The organism is Synechococcus sp. PCC 7502 (genome assembly GCF_000317085.1).
In the GTDB taxonomy this organism is placed as follows: domain Bacteria; phylum Cyanobacteriota; class Cyanobacteriia; order Pseudanabaenales; family Pseudanabaenaceae; genus PCC-7502.
Genome location: NC_019702.1, coordinates 3,235,687 through 3,250,646, shown reverse-complemented (window position 1 = coordinate 3,250,646; position 14,960 = coordinate 3,235,687). Strand labels below are relative to the sequence as shown.

Genomic DNA, 14,960 nt, shown 5'->3' with positions numbered 1-14,960 from the left:
CAACTCCTTAGATATACTGAAGATTATCAGTTGCATCAAATCTATGCCTAGTAACGAAAATAGCCCCGAAAATCATAACCAGTCCGTAAACATGGGGGGTGGATTACCCATAATTTCCTACTGGGCAGAGAAAACCCTACACCCGAAAGGGGGACTGCTGTGGCAAAGGCTTTTACATAAAAGTGCCTGTCTATCCTGTGCTTGGGGAACTGGTGGTCAAAAAGGTGGATTTCACAATGAGGATGAAGAACCCTTACAACGCTGTGCTAAAAGTGTAGAAGCGATCGCCTCGGAATTAATGGATGCCGTTCCCGCCGATGTTTTAACGGGTACTAGCCTTGAAGAACTCCAAAAACTCACGTCCATGCAGGCGGATAAGCTGGGGCGTTTGAGTTTTCCAGTCATTAAAAGGGCAAATACTTCCTTTTACGAACCCATCTCGTGGCAAGAGGTGTATGAAATTGTGGAAGCAGGATTTCGTAAATCCCCCGATCGCATTGCTTCCTATAGTTCGGGACGTTCTTCTAATGAAGCCGCTTTTTTATTACAACTGCTGATGCGGGCGGCGGGTTCAAATAATTTGGCAGATTGCTCCGATCTATGCCATGCCCCATCTACAGTAGGACTAAAGGAGATGTTTGGTTCAGGAACTTCGATGGTTAGCCTTGCCGATCTAAAAAAGAGCGACTGCGTGGTACTCGTTGGCTCCAATGCCCCTGCTAATCATCCTCGACTGATGAATGAACTAATTCAAGTGCGCGATCGCGGCGGTAAGGTAATTATTATCAATCCGTTAATCGAAGTTGGACTGGTTAAGTTTGCCTCTCCTGCCTATCCAATTAAATCCTTACTTACGGGTTCGGATATTGCCTCTTTTTATCTCCAACCCATATCTGGTAGCGATGTTGCTCTGTTTTTAGGGATTCAGAAGTCCTTAATAGAAAAAGAACTGGTTCAGTATGATTATCTTCAGCAATATACGGAAGGATGGGAAGCGGTAATTAAACAGGCTCAAACCCTCACCTGGTCAGAAATTACTAATTGCTGTGGAATTGCCCAAGAAGAGATCGAAATCGCAGCGCAGATGATTGGAACTTCGCAACGGGTGGTATTTGCATGGGCAATGGGAATTACGCAACATGCTAATGCTGTAGATAATATTTTTAGTATCGCTAATACTGCCTTACTAACTGGAAATGCAGGCAAAGAAGGTGCAGGTACCATGCCAATTCGGGGACATTCCAATGTGCAGGGCTTTGGTTCTATGGGTGTGACCATTCGCCTGAAAGAGGAAATTTTACAGACCTTAGAGAAATTACTACAGCGCCCTCTCAGTCGGCAGTTGGGCTACGATACCAGAGCCTTAATTGCAGCTAGCGATCGCCACCAAATTGATACATTACTTTGCTTAGGGGGAAATCTCTATGGGGCTAATCCAGATTCTGAACAGGCAAAACGAGCCTTAGGCAAAATTGAGACGATTATTTATATTTCGACGAAGCCCAATTTAGGACATTTTCACGGATTAGGAAAGCAGAATACTCTGATTATTCCTGTGTTTGCCCGCTTTGAGAATCCCCATAAAACCACAACCGAGTCGGGTAATAATTTTGTGCGCTTAAATGACGAGGGAACTTCGCACCTTAAAGAAAATGCCGATTTAATTTCAGAAGTGAAATTTCTTACAGAAATAGCCGATCGCATTCATGGTAATACTCCAATTAATTGGCGATCGCTCCAAGACACCAAATATGTACGCAAGCTTATTGCTGAGACGACTCCAGGGTACGAAAAGATTGGCGACATTGACGATACTAAAACCGAGTTTACGATTGAAGGCAGAATTTTTCATAAACCCGAATTTGGCACGCCATCCCGAAAGGCTCAGATGTTTGTGACCCCTCTACCTCAATTGATAGTGCCTAGTCTGGAGGATTTTGGACTGCCTAGCACGATTACAGGTATGGTTTTAATTCTGGGAACGGGGCGCAGCTATGGACAGCATAATACGGTGGTATATAAAGAAGGTGATTATTATCGGGGCATACCTCACCGCAACTGTATTTTGATGAATGAGATCGATGCAAAACAGGCTCATTGGCAGGAGCATCAATGGGTAACGGTGCAGGGTAATGCGGGTAAATTGGAGGATGTTGAGATTATCTTTGGACAGATTCGTCAGGGTTCGGCTTTGATGTTTTATCCAGAGGTGAATGCCATTTTTAGCGCACCGATTGATAATCGCTGTGGTACGCCTGCTTTTAAACGGGTTCCTGTGGCTGTTTATACTAGGGTGAACTAAGGTATCTACGGATGGGATTAAGATCGAGATGAATTTCTAGTAGATCAGCCATTTGGTTATACAGAGTTTGCTGGTGAGTCTGCCAATTTAGATCGGAAACTTGATAGTCAGAAATATCCGCCATCTGAATTAATGCTTGCCTAACTTGACTAGATTCAAATAAGCCATGTAAGTAAGTTCCCCATACTCTGGGTAAACTGAGCGATCGCCATCCTTCCCCTTTATATTCTTTATATTCCGATTGATTTTGGTGCTGAATCTTTACTAATGGCTGTATATCTAGATCATTGCGATCATGAACTAACTGAGGAATTAACTGAGTATGTCCCATGTGAATTTCGTAAGCCATCCAAGTATCTGCTTGAAAACTTGCTTGCACCTGTCGCACTTGTTTAATCGGTAAAAATTCTGTAGTTACTGGTAAAAGCCCTAAACCCTCTACCATACCTGCTGCACCTGCTACCCCGTGGCGATCGCCCAAACTAATACCTAACATTTGATAACCACCACAAATTCCAACTATGGGAACGCCTTGACTAGCTGCCTTGATAATTGCCCGATCTAAACCATTACTCTTCAACCATTCCAAATCGGCTATGGTATTTTTACTGCCGGGAAGAATGATGATCTTGGCATCCCTTAAGTCATCTATAGTCTGCACCCAACAAGTTTCTATGCCAAAGTCTAACTGCCACGGCTGAGAGTCCTGAGAATTAGAGAGATGGGGAAACCGCACCCATGCAATTTTTGCTCCCTTTCCCTTAGTCTCCGCTTCAGCACATAGACTATCTTCACTTTCTGGTTGCAGATTTGAGCAATAGGGCAGCACTCCTAGATAAGGAGTATCGGGAATATAGTCCTTAAAATACTTGTCCGCATCCGCAAATAGGCGCAGATCACCCCGAAATTTATTCACGATCAAACCCAACCCTTGCGCTTGAGAATGCTTGGGCATGAGTTGATGGGTACCAATAATTTGAGCAAATACTCCTCCTTTCTCAATATCTCCCACCAATAGCCATCGTCCATTTAGATACTGAATTGGTCGCAAATTAACTAAATCTCGGTGCATTAAATTTAGTTCTACAGGACTACCTGCCCCTTCTAGTAACAAAACATCACAGCGATCGCGCCAAAACTCTAAACAATCACACACAGTTTGCCATAGGGTTTCAATGTGCTGATAGTAGTCAATGGCAGCAATATGCTGTTTAGCTGTTCCTAAAATTACTAATTGAGAAGTGCCTACTGCTGAAGGTTTCAGTAAGATTGGATTCATCTCGACGATCGGACGCATTCCACAGGCGATCGCCTGAACAGCTTGAGCACGACCAATTTCTCCACCTTCAAGGGTAACGTAGGAGTTATTAGACATATTTTGAGACTTAAACGGAGCTACATTGACTCCCTGTCGGTATAACCAAGCCCCTAAAGCCGTAACTAGCCAACTTTTACCCGCATTAGATGAGGTTCCTAACACCGAAATTGCCTTCATTAAATAATTACCTTAATCTTCTGAAAGGATAGGATTAGTCGTAACACTATAAAAGCGTTCATCAGGAAGTAGACGGGCGATATCTTTTTGAATTAAGCCATTTAAGATCGGTAAGATTTCATTAAATTCGCTAGCCCCAATTTTTTTTAGTTCTTCAAGGGTGATAGTTTCATCGGAAAGAATGCCTTTAGCAAGAATTAAGTTGAGGAGATAGTATTCTTCGGCAGTTAGTTGATCTTTCCCACCTAGTTGCTGACGGGCGTATTCAAACCCAGATTGGAGAACATTAGAAGTAATTTTTTTCGCTCCTAAGTTCGCAGCTCGAAGGAGAATATAACTAGCATTGCGATTGAACCAACGGGGAATACCAGAGGATTTTTCACAGAGCGATCGCGCGGTTTCAGGGGTAAAAGGATGGAGAGCTTCGGCTTCATTATTTTCATCTACTTCTTTAATTCTGGCACTGGCAAGATACTTTTTGAGCATTTTGTAGGTCGTGTCATCATCAAAGGGTTTTAATTCGATGCTGAGGTCAAATAGTCCTCGTTCACGGTTAACTAAATCACGGGTAAGTCCACTGGGATGACCGCTAAGAAAGAACCAAGCATTACCTTTAAGCATTCCTTGGGCATTTTCTAATAGTTGACGTACACGGGCGGGGTCTTGTTTATCGAGATCGTCAATGCCAATAATCACGCGATCGTACTTTTTTAAGGCACGGTTGAGTAGTTCTTCAAAAGCTAAGGCAGGATATTTACTAGGTTGGACATTTAGGGTTTCCTCTGATGTCTTGGCTTGAATACCTAAATTGCCACCTATTTCACTTTTACGGCTACGAATCAAATTACCCAACCCTGTTAGTTCATTCAGTTGTCGTTGCGCCCATTCGTCTTCGGGCATTTCACGGGCAAGAGCAATAAATGCTGCTTCACCTAATTCCATATCAGGTTGGAGGGTGATATAACCAACTATGGCTTTTTGATCGGTGCGTTTCAAAAAGTTGAGGATTTCTAGTATAAATGCAGATTTACCGATTCCTGTCCATCCATATACAAGGATGCGCTTGCGTTCTTTCCCTCTCAACAAAGGAATTACAAGTTTTAGCTCTTCTGTTCTACCAGTAAATACAGCATCAATGTTAGATTCCAGACTAGATGCACTCTCCGTAAAAGGGATCTGCTTGAGGTTCCATTCTTTAAAAATACGATCGCTTTGATTAAATAGGTCATCAATTTCACTCATAGCTTTATTGCTTGTTTAGATTTAAATTGAGAAACAACTTCTAAGACTTCTTTAGTTTCGGCTTGACGTTGGCTAAGCCCACATTCCCTAAAAAGATTACAAGCGGTTTCTAGTTCCTTTTGTGCCTCGGTGATGTAATTTAAACGTAGCATCATTCTCCCAAGGGCAAGATGACAGTTAGCGATCCCTTCTTTTTTATTTAGATGAACATAGAGCCGCAACGCATCACGATAGAGCATTCGGGCTTTGTCCCAGTCACCTAATAAGAGTTGGACACGGGCAATTTGAGCCAGTACATCAGCACGCCGCTCTAGGTTATCAGTTTGGCGATAGTAATCAAGACTTGCCTGAAGTTGTTCTAATCCCTCATGCCATCTACCTTCAGATACATAATATGCCCCTAACCGACTGCGACTGTTTGCCTCAAATCCATGCAAAATTGGTAGATATGACTGAAGATACTCTGTCTCTGTAGATTTTATAAGTACCATTGCTTGATTGAAGTCAGAGATCGCCCCTTCATAGTTTTGTAGAATATGATTGGCATTTCCACGAAGAGTATAAGCGGCTACAAAGATATGTTTGCTTTTGTCGTAACTAGCAATTTCACTTTCATAATCCTCTAATTCATTTTTTGCATCCCGATGATTTAAGCATATTTGGATAGCTTGGTTTAAATCGGTAATCGCACCTTCATAGTCTTTGGAATCATATTTTGTAAGTCCACTATCTAAGTAGTCAAGGGAAAGATCAATGGCTCGAATATATTTAGTGAGGGCATCACCTTTGTTCCCGAAAATAGAAAATATTGCTCTACGAAAGTGAACATACGTTGCTATTAGTCGTGAATAGAGAAAAGCCATATTTCATCTGAAAACCTTACATCATTATATTCGCAACTAAAAATCTAGTTATTGCTGGGATGATCAATAATAGGGCTACATTGACTCCCTGTCGGTGCAGCCAAGCTCCCAAGGCATTTACTATCCAACTTTTACCCGCATTGGATGAAGTTCCTAACATCGAAATTGCCTTCATTAGTTATAGGTTACCAAGCTTTATAATTAGTCGTTAATACTCTTAACTAAGAGTGCACTGTCAAAACTTTTTCTACTTTCTCTGGCTCACACTTAATAGGCAACGATGCACCACTGGGGTCAACCTTCGCCGCAAAGTCTGGATATTTAATCCGTCCATGATTGCGTTCTCGCCACACTTGAATGAATACAGGTGCAAGTTTTTCCAATTCTTCAAGAGTCAATCCTGAATTGAGCAATTGCCCTTGATCCCACCGTGCTTTAAAAATTCTCATCATTACGGATGTAGCTTCTTCTAAGGTTGTATCACTGCCAAGCGATCGTAAAGCTGCTTCACTGGCATCTGCTAACATCACAATTCCAGTTTCACGGGACTGGGGAATCGGTCCGCTATAGCGAAAATGCTCTTCACACACCATAGGCGATCGCTGCTGTGCCTGAAAATAAAAATAAGAAATGACAATCGTGCCTTGATGTTCAGGAATAAAAGTTTGCAGCAAAGGCGGGAGGTGATACTTTTGTGCCAGTCTTAAGCCCCCTGTGACATGCTCGCGAATAATATCGGCACTAGCCCAAGGATCATTGAGAATCTCGTGGGGATTAACCTGCCCCATTTGGTTTTCAATAAAATACTCAGGGCGGATGGTTTTACCAATGTCATGATACAACGTGCCTGTGCGAACAAGGGCAGTATCTGCTCCCAACTCCCGCGCTCCCGCTTCCGCCAGATTAGCCACAAATAAGGTGTGTTGAAAAGTACCTGGTGCCTCAGTTACTAGCTTTTGTAATAAAGGTCGATCTAAGTTAGCCAATTCTGCCAAGCGAATGGGGGTAATGGCATAACACAATTGCTCTAAATAGGGAATAGAACCTAGTGCCACCACTGAAGCTAATAAACCACTAGCAGCATACTGTAAAGCATTAATTCCTAGAGCGATCGGAGCCACATTCCCAATTAATACTGCCAAGGCAATATAGGTTCCAGCTTGGATTACTGCTACTACTATTCCATTAATCGATATTCTGGAACGAGTATTAGGGCGATCCGTCAAACCTGAGCCTATTACTGCACCTAAAACCAAGGGTAAATAACTGATTAGGGTTGGGCTAATAGCGATCGCTACTAAACCAGACCCTAAGATTGTAGTTACTGTTGCTAACCTAGAACCATAAAAACTACCTAAAATCATGCCCATAGTGGCAAGAGGAATGAAGGCAATGGAGGTATGGCTTAAAATTACGCAGGCAGTAGCCGTGGCTGTACAAATTAAACTAATGGACACAAGGTCTCTAATTTTAAGATTAATTGTCTTAGGATTATTAAGGTAGCGATTAACAATTACCAACTTAAAAATAATTATTGTCCCCGATACCGCCAGAGCCGTAAGCACAATTGCCCAGATATTAGGTCGGCGTTGGGTTAAACCCAGTTCATCCAAAAAAGCAAATTCCCTAGCCGTGATTTCCTGTCCCGCTCTAACAATGATTTCTCCCTCTCTAATTGTGACAGTTTGGGGTTGGAGAGATTCTATGACAGTGGAAATTTTTTCCCTAGTTGCCATAAAGTCTGGTTGCAGATTGGGAATTAATACGGCATTAATTAGATCGATAACTAGAATGCGCCGAATTGGGTCTGTGGGAAGATAGGCGGAATTTCTAATGCGATATTGTTTAGATTCTTCGGGTAATCCGGGGACTAGACCAGCTAATAGGATGTCTTCTAAGATTTTACGGGCAGACTGCTTACAACTTTCCCATTCGGTTTTACTTAAATTAAGGAGACGATTACGAAATAAATCTGGTGATTGTGCTAGTTCTTGGCGGGCGATTTGATATTTTTGTCTCGCTTTGGTAATCTGATCAACTAGATTTTGGTAAGCACTGGCGGATAGTTTAGATTTATGGGCTGCTAATTCTTTTACTGATCCTTTTAAGTTACTAGTTAAGGTGCTGGCAGGGTTCGTGAAGTTAGCTTGCTTTTGTAAGCTCTGCCATTCTATCTCTGAGAGCATGCGTAGCTCTATTTGGGCGGGATAGGAAAGCAGAGTTGTATAGGGGAGTTCACCGGATAATTGCAATAGGCGATCGCCTGAAGTAAGTAAATCCTCTAAGTGATCCATTGCTCTGCGGCTTAAACTAGGATCAAGGCGATAAACGGGGGGAACTTCCTGCTTTAATCTTTCTTTGGCAATACGGGTTGCTTCTATGTCAGTAATCTCCATGGTTTTCGGAGACTTAATATTAGTAGGTGCAAATTCACCAATATTTAACTGAGGCTCCCAGTAAAAGCGACTACCCACGGTAATGGTTAGACATACAAAAGTAGCACCGATAGTTACTCTACTGAGCCACTCTCTTTTAGGACAGCAAAGCACACGGGTAATAACATTAGGGGAAAGACCCATATATCTATAAAATCTTGTAAATCATCCTATAAATCAAAAGAAGAGCAGGACATAAGCCGGGTTCTGTTTATGAAATGTTTGAATTTACTATAGTTTGAACTGTAGTTTAACTTTTCACAGGTAGTTATCTATCTAGGATGGCTGTTACCAACCACCTCAAGCGGCTCACGCTAACTCTGGAGTTAACAACGGAAAAGCCGACCAGAATCAGTTATAGCTTATTCCTCTCGCCTTGCTTCCAACTGGGGTTTACCGAGCCAAAGCCTCTCGACTTTGCTGGTGCGCTCTTAACACACCTTTGCACCCTTACCTTTAGCATAATCTGATTTAAATATTTAGCAATAGGTTTAGTATCCTGAATACTTAATAAATTATGATCAAGGCGGTATTTTTCTGTGGCACTTTCCTCGCGATCGCTCACACTGGGTATTATCCAGCAGTTTGATTCTGTGGAAGCCCGGACTTTCCTCAGAGATTTTTTAAGTCTCCGCAACCACCTACGCCTACTCTTCTGTATCTATATTAACCAAATTTACAGGAGAATTTACAGAACCACACCTTTGGTAACTGGAATAGGTTTGATAAAGTACATTTGCAGTAACTCTAAACCATTACCAATGTAAAAAGGTAGCTTTTGTAAAAATTTGAGAGGCTTAGGTGTACTGGCATTAGCAATTTTACTAAGGGCAGCATTATTTTCTACACATTTTTCCAAATGTGACCAGAATTTAGGATTATCTAAGTCTAAGATTACAGGAAAAGCCTTAGCAGAATCACGGTTAGTATCCTTAAGGACAGCGTGAACGTACTCTTTAGTATTCAAGCCGATGGATTCATAAAATTCGGAACGGTTACAAATATCATTCAAATACATGGTGGCAAACACCGAAAGCAGGAAGAAACGGCACCATAGCTTGGCTTTCCAGTCATTTAAGAATTGAGGCTGGCTTTTAAGCAGTAAATTACAGAAATCTCCGTGGCGGCTTTCATCTTGGCACCAGCTTTCAAAGAATTTAAAGATGGGATAGATTTGGTGTTCGGGATGAGCATCTAAGTGCTGGAAGATTTTGATATAACGCCAGTAGCCAATTTTTTCAGATAAGTAGGTGGCGTAGAAAATAAACTTGGGCTTAAAGTAAACGTAGTTTTTGGTTTGTGATAGGTTTGATAAGTCTAAGGTCATGTTAAAGTCTTGCATTGCCTTGTTTAAAAAACCAGCATGGCGTGCTTCGTCACGACTCATTAACGAAAAAATTTCCGCTACTAAAGGATTTTTTTGCTTCATTTTGACCGAGATTTCTTTATAAAGTAGGAAACCAGAGAACTCGGAGGTGCAGGAGCCTTCTAAAAATGTACGGAAGTTTTCTTTGGTGCGGTCATCGAGATGATCCCAAGAACGCTCAAAATCTTGATCTCTTTGGAAATGACGGCGATTGTAATCAGCTTTAAATTCTTGCAGAATTGCCTCAAAGTCAGCTTCAGTGTCGGCAATATCCATACTCGCCATTTCTTCAAAATCCGTGGTGTAGAAACGGGGAGTCAGAATGGTTTCTTTACGTTCGGCTTGGGTTTTATTATGAACTTGGGTCTTTGCAGGAGAGGCTACCATATCTATATAATGCTCAACTTAACTATTACTACTTTTATGATAGTTCCTAGTTTATGGGCTTTTACATGATCAACTTATTAAGAACAGTTAAGCATTTTTACTAGATGTTTTATTGATTTAGGTCTGACTGCAAAAAATTGAGAGAATTAGTCACCCACTGCATATATCCATTACTGGCAGAGATCGCAGCTATGACAATAATTTCTGGCTCTTGGTAGGGATGGATGGAGCGTAATTTTATTTCGAGATCAGTATAGCGATCGCCTAGGGTTTTGATCATGATTAGCTGCTCTGATTCTATACATAGCTTACCTTCCCACATATAAGTGGAATTTAGGTTGGGGATAATCTGCACGCAGGCTGCTAATTTTTCGGTGACCAGAGTTTGGGCTATGATTTGGGCGATCGCTGCATCGGACACCGTAGTCATTACAATGATTAACTCATCCATTAACAGAATTTATAGAGAATGCGTTAATAATTTTAAGAGCTAATAACTGACTTAGCTTTCTTTTCCCGCTTTTTACGCTCTGCTTCCACCATATCTTCCATCATTTGCCGTCCCTGTTGAATTTTTTCGAGATTAGATCGATATAAATCTAAATCTTTCAGCAGTCGCTCCGAGTTGATTTTGAGTGTATCACCCACTTGGGTAATTAGAGCTTGGCGTTTGTCTTGATCGGCGATCGCCTCTGGATCAGCAGTTTCAAGGAGGATAAATACACCCACCGCAAATAGACGACTATATTTAAATTTAGGGTTAGTAGCGATCGCTCTAATTTGCCCCATCAGTGTATCTAAGTCAGCACCAGCTTCTAAGGTTGTGAATAAACTTTTAACTTCGGCAGGAAATTGCTTGGATAACTCAATTAAATGGGCGCTTTCTTGACGAATTTGGTCTGGGTCAAAGAGTAAAGCTTGGCATAAACCCTTAAATATCGGTTCGAGGTCTGACTCAGGTTGGTATCCTGCCATAAAGCGATCAAAGGCTGTGGCTAAACCAAGGGCAAATATGGAATCATAGCCAAAGTTTTGACTAACCCTGAGTAAATGCACTTCTACTAAAAGCTCATCCACTACACGCCGATAGATCGAATTTACAGGCTTGGAGAAGGCTTTATAAAAATCATGCTTGGCATCAGCCACAGTCCGAACAGTATTCACAGTTACTCTAGAACCTAAATAAATAAAAGTTAATAGTTATATCATCCCATGCTGGGGAATATTTCCCGTTACATACCCATAAATTCTACGATTTAAATCTGATTTATTTATTGGATTTATTTACTCTGAGTACTCTTCCATCGGCTGACAGGAACAAATAAAATTGCGATCGCCAAAGGCATTATCAATCCGACCCACCGTTGCCCAGAATTTATGAACTTTTGTCCAAGGGGCGGGATAGGCAGCTTGCGATCGGGAGTAGGGGTGTGTCCATTCATCTTTGAGCAAGAATTCAGCCGTATGGGGAGCATTTTTTAGGGGGTTATCCAACTTATCCATTGCTCCAGACTCAATTTTGGAAATCTCAGCACGGATAGAGATCATGGCATCACAGAAGCGATCGAGTTCTGCTTTTGATTCACTTTCCGTTGGCTCTACCATCATGGTTCCTGCCACGGGCCAGCTTACGGTTGGAGCATGAAACCCGTAATCCATAAGTCGTTTGGCAATATCGTCCACTTCAATGCCCGCTGAAGATTTTAAGCTGCGTAAATCTAAAATACACTCGTGTGCCACTAAACTATTTTCACCTTTATACAAAATTGGATAGGAAGATTCCAAACGCTTGGCAATGTAATTAGCATTGAGGATAGCTACTTCTGTTGCTAGTTTTAAGCCTTTTGCTCCCATTAAGGCAATATATACCCAAGAGATGGTAAGGATACTAGCACTCCCCCAAGGTGCTGCCGAAACTGCGCCGACATTTGGTTTGGAAGACTCAATGTGATTAACAAATGTAGTATCAGGTAAGAAAGGAACTAAGTGGGACATAACCCCAATCGGTCCCATACCAGGTCCACCGCCACCGTGGGGAATACAGAAGGTTTTATGCAAGTTTAAGTGACAGACATCGGCACCAAAATCCCCCGGACGACACAGACCAACTTGGGCATTCATATTGGCACCATCCATATAAACCTGTCCACCGTAATAATGCACGATTTCACAAATTTCTTTAATTGATGCTTCAAATACGCCGTGGGTAGAAGGATAGGTCACCATCAGGGCTGCTAGTTCATATTGATATTTTTCAGCTTTGGTGCGTAGATCAGTTAAATCCACATTTCCCATCTGATCACAGGCGATCGCTACTACTTTCATACCTGCCATCACTGCACTGGCAGGATTAGTTCCGTGGGCAGATTGAGGAATTAGGCAGACTCGACGATGGTGTTCGCCCCGATAATCGTGGTATGCCCGAATGACTAACAGTCCTGCATATTCACCTTGGGAACCAGCATTAGGCTGAAGTGATATACCTGCAAAGCCCGTAATTTCTGCCAGCCAAGCTTCCAGTTGTTGAAACAGAATTTGATAACCCTGAGTTTGCATTAAGGGAGCAAAGGGATGAATTTGTCCAAACTCTGCCCAAGTTACGGGGAGCATTTCTGAAGTGGCATTCAGCTTCATGGTGCAGGAACCCAAGGGAATCATAGAAGTGGTAAGGGATAAATCCTTAGATTGCAGACGGTGAATATATCGTAGCAGTTCGGTTTCGGTGTGATATTGGTTAAATACAGGATGAGTGAGATAGGAACTTGTGCGCTTAAATGCTCCCAATTTATCTTCAGAACTATCTATACTTTCCAGATCAATTTTAGTAAAAGTAAAAATGCTAAGAATATCGATAATATCTTGCTTAGAAGTGGTCTCATCAAGGGTAATCCCTATGGTGCATCGATCAGTGGCACGGAGATTAATCCCTTTTGCTATCCCTCGGCTAATAATATCGTTGGCATGATCTACAGTGACTTTTATCGTGTCAAAGAAAGAAGAATTTCCAAGTTTATAACCTGATGTTTCTAAGGCTGTGGCTAAAATTTTTGTTAACCTATGGGTGCGATCGCCAATTTGCTTTAAGCCTTCAGCACCATGATAAACAGCATACATTCCTGCCATTACTGCCAATAAAACTTGGGCTGTACAAATATTACTGGTGGCTTTATCTCGGCGAATGTGTTGTTCACGAGTTTGCAGAGCTAGTCTTAATGCTTGATTGCCATGTACATCCTTAGATATGCCGACAACTCGTCCCGGAATCTGTCGCTTGAAGACTTCTTTGGTTGCAAAAAATGCCGCATGGGGTCCTCCAAAACCAAGAGGTATGCCAAATCTTTGTGAATTTCCCACTACTACATCGGCACCAAACTCACCAGGGGGCTTTAAAACGGTTAAAGATAATAAATCCGCCGCCGCGATCGCGAAACCACCCGCACCATGAACTTTAGAAATAAATTCAGAGTAGTCATAAATTGTGCCATCGGAAGCTGGATATTGCAGTAAGGCTCCAAAACAGGAAGCATCAAAATTAAACTCGGTATGACTGCCTACGATTACTTCTATACCTAATGCCTGCGATCGGGTTTTGACTACAGCAATGGTTTGGGGATGACAAGTTTCTGATACAAAGAACTTGATGGCATTATGATCTTTATGCAGCCCATAAATCATGCTCATAGCTTCGGCGGCGGCAGTACCTTCATCTAAAAGCGAAGCATTGGCAATTTCCATTCCTGTTAGATCAATAATCATGGTTTGGAAGTTAAGTAAAGCCTCTAGTCTGCCTTGGGCAATTTCTGCTTGATAGGGCGTGTATTGGGTGTACCAACCAGGATTTTCTAAGATGTTACGTTGGATTACTGGCGGGGTAATGCAGTTGGCGTAGCCCATACCGATAAAGGAACGGAATACTTGATTTTGCGAAGCGATCGCTTTGAGACTTTGTAATAGTTCTTGTTCTCCTCTGCCTTCGGTAAACTCGCCTAAATTTAGTAATCCTTGATAGCGAATCGTACTAGGTATGGTTTTATTAATTAAGTCATCAATAGAATCTAATTCAAGCACATTAAGCATTTCCTCAATATCTACTTGATTTATCCCGATATGCCTATGACTGAAGGTATCAGTGGGAGTAAATGGTAAAGACTGATGGGGGGCGATCGCCATTTCTAGCATTTATGAATTTGTGATTAATTTTTGTAAACAAGTGTGGAGACATTATAACTAATTACAAAAATATTGGAATCCACAGAATAGAACTGTTGCTAAAGAACAGATTTTAGGTTTTAAAGGAAGTTTTAAATTTCGATTAAATTTGCTCGCAAACTCTTTAATTACACCTTACGGGGAGGAAGTTTCAGTGCTTTTCGTACTTTTTGATCTACCTCTGGTTTTGGGGCATAGTAAACATGGAGCATAGAGTCAAAATTCTAATATTGGTAATTTGTAGGCTTACATTGGCTAAAAATATCTTGCATTAGGCTTAAATCACTTTTAGAGATTGGAATTTTCCCTGCCGATCCAACCGAAGTCATCCCTCCTACAATCTGACCATTAACCTGAACATCAAGGGTTGCAACCAACTCACATATTGCTGTACTGTTAAAATTAAAGCAACTTCCCACAGCACAGTTATCGATTGCTACGATTAGCTTACCAATATTTTTTTTTACTTGCTCGACAGAACGAATAGAATCAACAAATTTCTGAAGATCTCTTGTTTGGGCGTTCGCATTATCTGGATAATAGCGTATCCCTAAGCATACTAAGGCAATAATTGATATGAACTTTATTTTACTTTTAGTCATAGTCGCTTATATATAGTGTTAAGTAAAGTAAGCACATAAATTCACTACCAAACCCTCAA

10 protein-coding genes and 1 other RNA gene are annotated in these 14,960 nt (G+C 41.5%); 1 reads left to right on the top strand and 10 read right to left on the bottom strand.

Annotated features, from left to right (window positions below; translation table 11 throughout):
* Nucleotides 1–43 precede the first annotated feature (43 nt).
* The gene (locus SYN7502_RS16285; RefSeq protein ID WP_015169830.1) at nt 44–2,302 is read left to right on the top strand and encodes an FdhF/YdeP family oxidoreductase; all 2,259 of its coding nucleotides are present in this window, start codon (nt 44–46) and stop codon (nt 2,300–2,302) included.
* Here SYN7502_RS16285 and SYN7502_RS16280 read toward each other — a convergent pair.
* From SYN7502_RS16280 to SYN7502_RS16235, 10 genes are all read right to left on the bottom strand, one after another.
* Nucleotides 2,289–3,797, bottom strand: coding sequence for a cobyric acid synthase (locus tag SYN7502_RS16280; protein WP_015169829.1), 1,509 nt, complete (start codon nt 3,795–3,797; stop codon nt 2,289–2,291). The two genes, SYN7502_RS16285 and SYN7502_RS16280, sit on opposite strands and share 14 nt — an antisense overlap.
* 12 nt (nt 3,798–3,809) lie before the next feature.
* Nucleotides 3,810–5,039 (bottom strand): ATP-binding protein, encoded by a 1,230-nt coding sequence (locus tag SYN7502_RS16275; RefSeq protein WP_015169828.1) that lies wholly within the window; start codon nt 5,037–5,039, stop codon nt 3,810–3,812.
* On the bottom strand, nt 5,036–5,902 hold the full coding sequence (locus SYN7502_RS16270; protein ID WP_015169827.1) for a tetratricopeptide repeat protein: 867 nt from the start codon (nt 5,900–5,902) through the stop codon (nt 5,036–5,038). Before SYN7502_RS16270 ends, SYN7502_RS16275 begins: the two co-directional genes overlap by 4 nt.
* Nucleotides 5,903–6,123: 221 nt before the next feature.
* Nucleotides 6,124–8,481, bottom strand: a complete 2,358-nt coding sequence (locus SYN7502_RS16265) for an HD family phosphohydrolase (RefSeq protein ID WP_015169826.1) — start codon at nt 8,479–8,481, stop codon at nt 6,124–6,126.
* 37 nt (nt 8,482–8,518) lie between these two features.
* Nucleotides 8,519–8,991: RNase P RNA component class A (gene rnpB, locus SYN7502_RS18545), an RNA gene on the bottom strand.
* A gap of 34 nt (nt 8,992–9,025) precedes the next feature.
* The gene (gene acsF, locus SYN7502_RS16255) at nt 9,026–10,090 is read right to left on the bottom strand and encodes a magnesium-protoporphyrin IX monomethyl ester (oxidative) cyclase (protein WP_015169825.1); all 1,065 of its coding nucleotides are present in this window, start codon (nt 10,088–10,090) and stop codon (nt 9,026–9,028) included.
* Between the two features lie 109 nt (nt 10,091–10,199).
* Nucleotides 10,200–10,541, bottom strand: coding sequence for a divalent-cation tolerance protein CutA (gene cutA, locus SYN7502_RS16250; RefSeq protein WP_015169824.1), 342 nt, complete (start codon nt 10,539–10,541; stop codon nt 10,200–10,202).
* Between the two features lie 32 nt (nt 10,542–10,573).
* Nucleotides 10,574–11,254 (bottom strand): photosystem II biogenesis protein Psp29, encoded by a 681-nt coding sequence (gene psb29 / locus SYN7502_RS16245; RefSeq protein ID WP_015169823.1) that lies wholly within the window; start codon nt 11,252–11,254, stop codon nt 10,574–10,576.
* Nucleotides 11,255–11,374: 120 nt separating this feature from the next.
* A complete protein-coding gene (gene gcvP / locus SYN7502_RS16240; RefSeq protein WP_015169822.1) occupies nt 11,375–14,269 on the bottom strand; it encodes an aminomethyl-transferring glycine dehydrogenase in 2,895 nt (964 codons plus the stop codon).
* A 254-nt stretch (nt 14,270–14,523) separates the two neighbouring features.
* Nucleotides 14,524–14,901 (bottom strand): hypothetical protein, encoded by a 378-nt coding sequence (locus SYN7502_RS16235; protein WP_015169821.1) that lies wholly within the window; start codon nt 14,899–14,901, stop codon nt 14,524–14,526.
* Between the last annotated feature and the right edge of the window lie 59 nt (nt 14,902–14,960).

Excerpts from the sequence above, each read along its gene's own strand:
- SYN7502_RS16235 (WP_015169821.1), bottom strand. The coding sequence starts at position 14,901 with ATGACTAAAAGTAAAATAAAGTTCATATCAATTATTGCCTTAGTATGC.
- cutA (WP_015169824.1), bottom strand. The coding sequence starts at position 10,541 with ATGGATGAGTTAATCATTGTAATGACTACGGTGTCCGATGCAGCGATC.
- SYN7502_RS16265 (WP_015169826.1), bottom strand. The coding sequence starts at position 8,481 with ATGGGTCTTTCCCCTAATGTTATTACCCGTGTGCTTTGCTGTCCTAAA.
- SYN7502_RS16275 (WP_015169828.1), bottom strand. The coding sequence starts at position 5,039 with ATGAGTGAAATTGATGACCTATTTAATCAAAGCGATCGTATTTTTAAA.
- SYN7502_RS16270 (WP_015169827.1), bottom strand. The coding sequence starts at position 5,902 with ATGGCTTTTCTCTATTCACGACTAATAGCAACGTATGTTCACTTTCGT.
- gcvP (WP_015169822.1), bottom strand. The coding sequence starts at position 14,269 with ATGCTAGAAATGGCGATCGCCCCCCATCAGTCTTTACCATTTACTCCC.
- acsF (WP_015169825.1), bottom strand. The coding sequence starts at position 10,090 with ATGGTAGCCTCTCCTGCAAAGACCCAAGTTCATAATAAAACCCAAGCC.
- SYN7502_RS16280 (WP_015169829.1), bottom strand. The coding sequence starts at position 3,797 with ATGAAGGCAATTTCGGTGTTAGGAACCTCATCTAATGCGGGTAAAAGT.
- SYN7502_RS16285 (WP_015169830.1), top strand. The coding sequence starts at position 44 with ATGCCTAGTAACGAAAATAGCCCCGAAAATCATAACCAGTCCGTAAAC.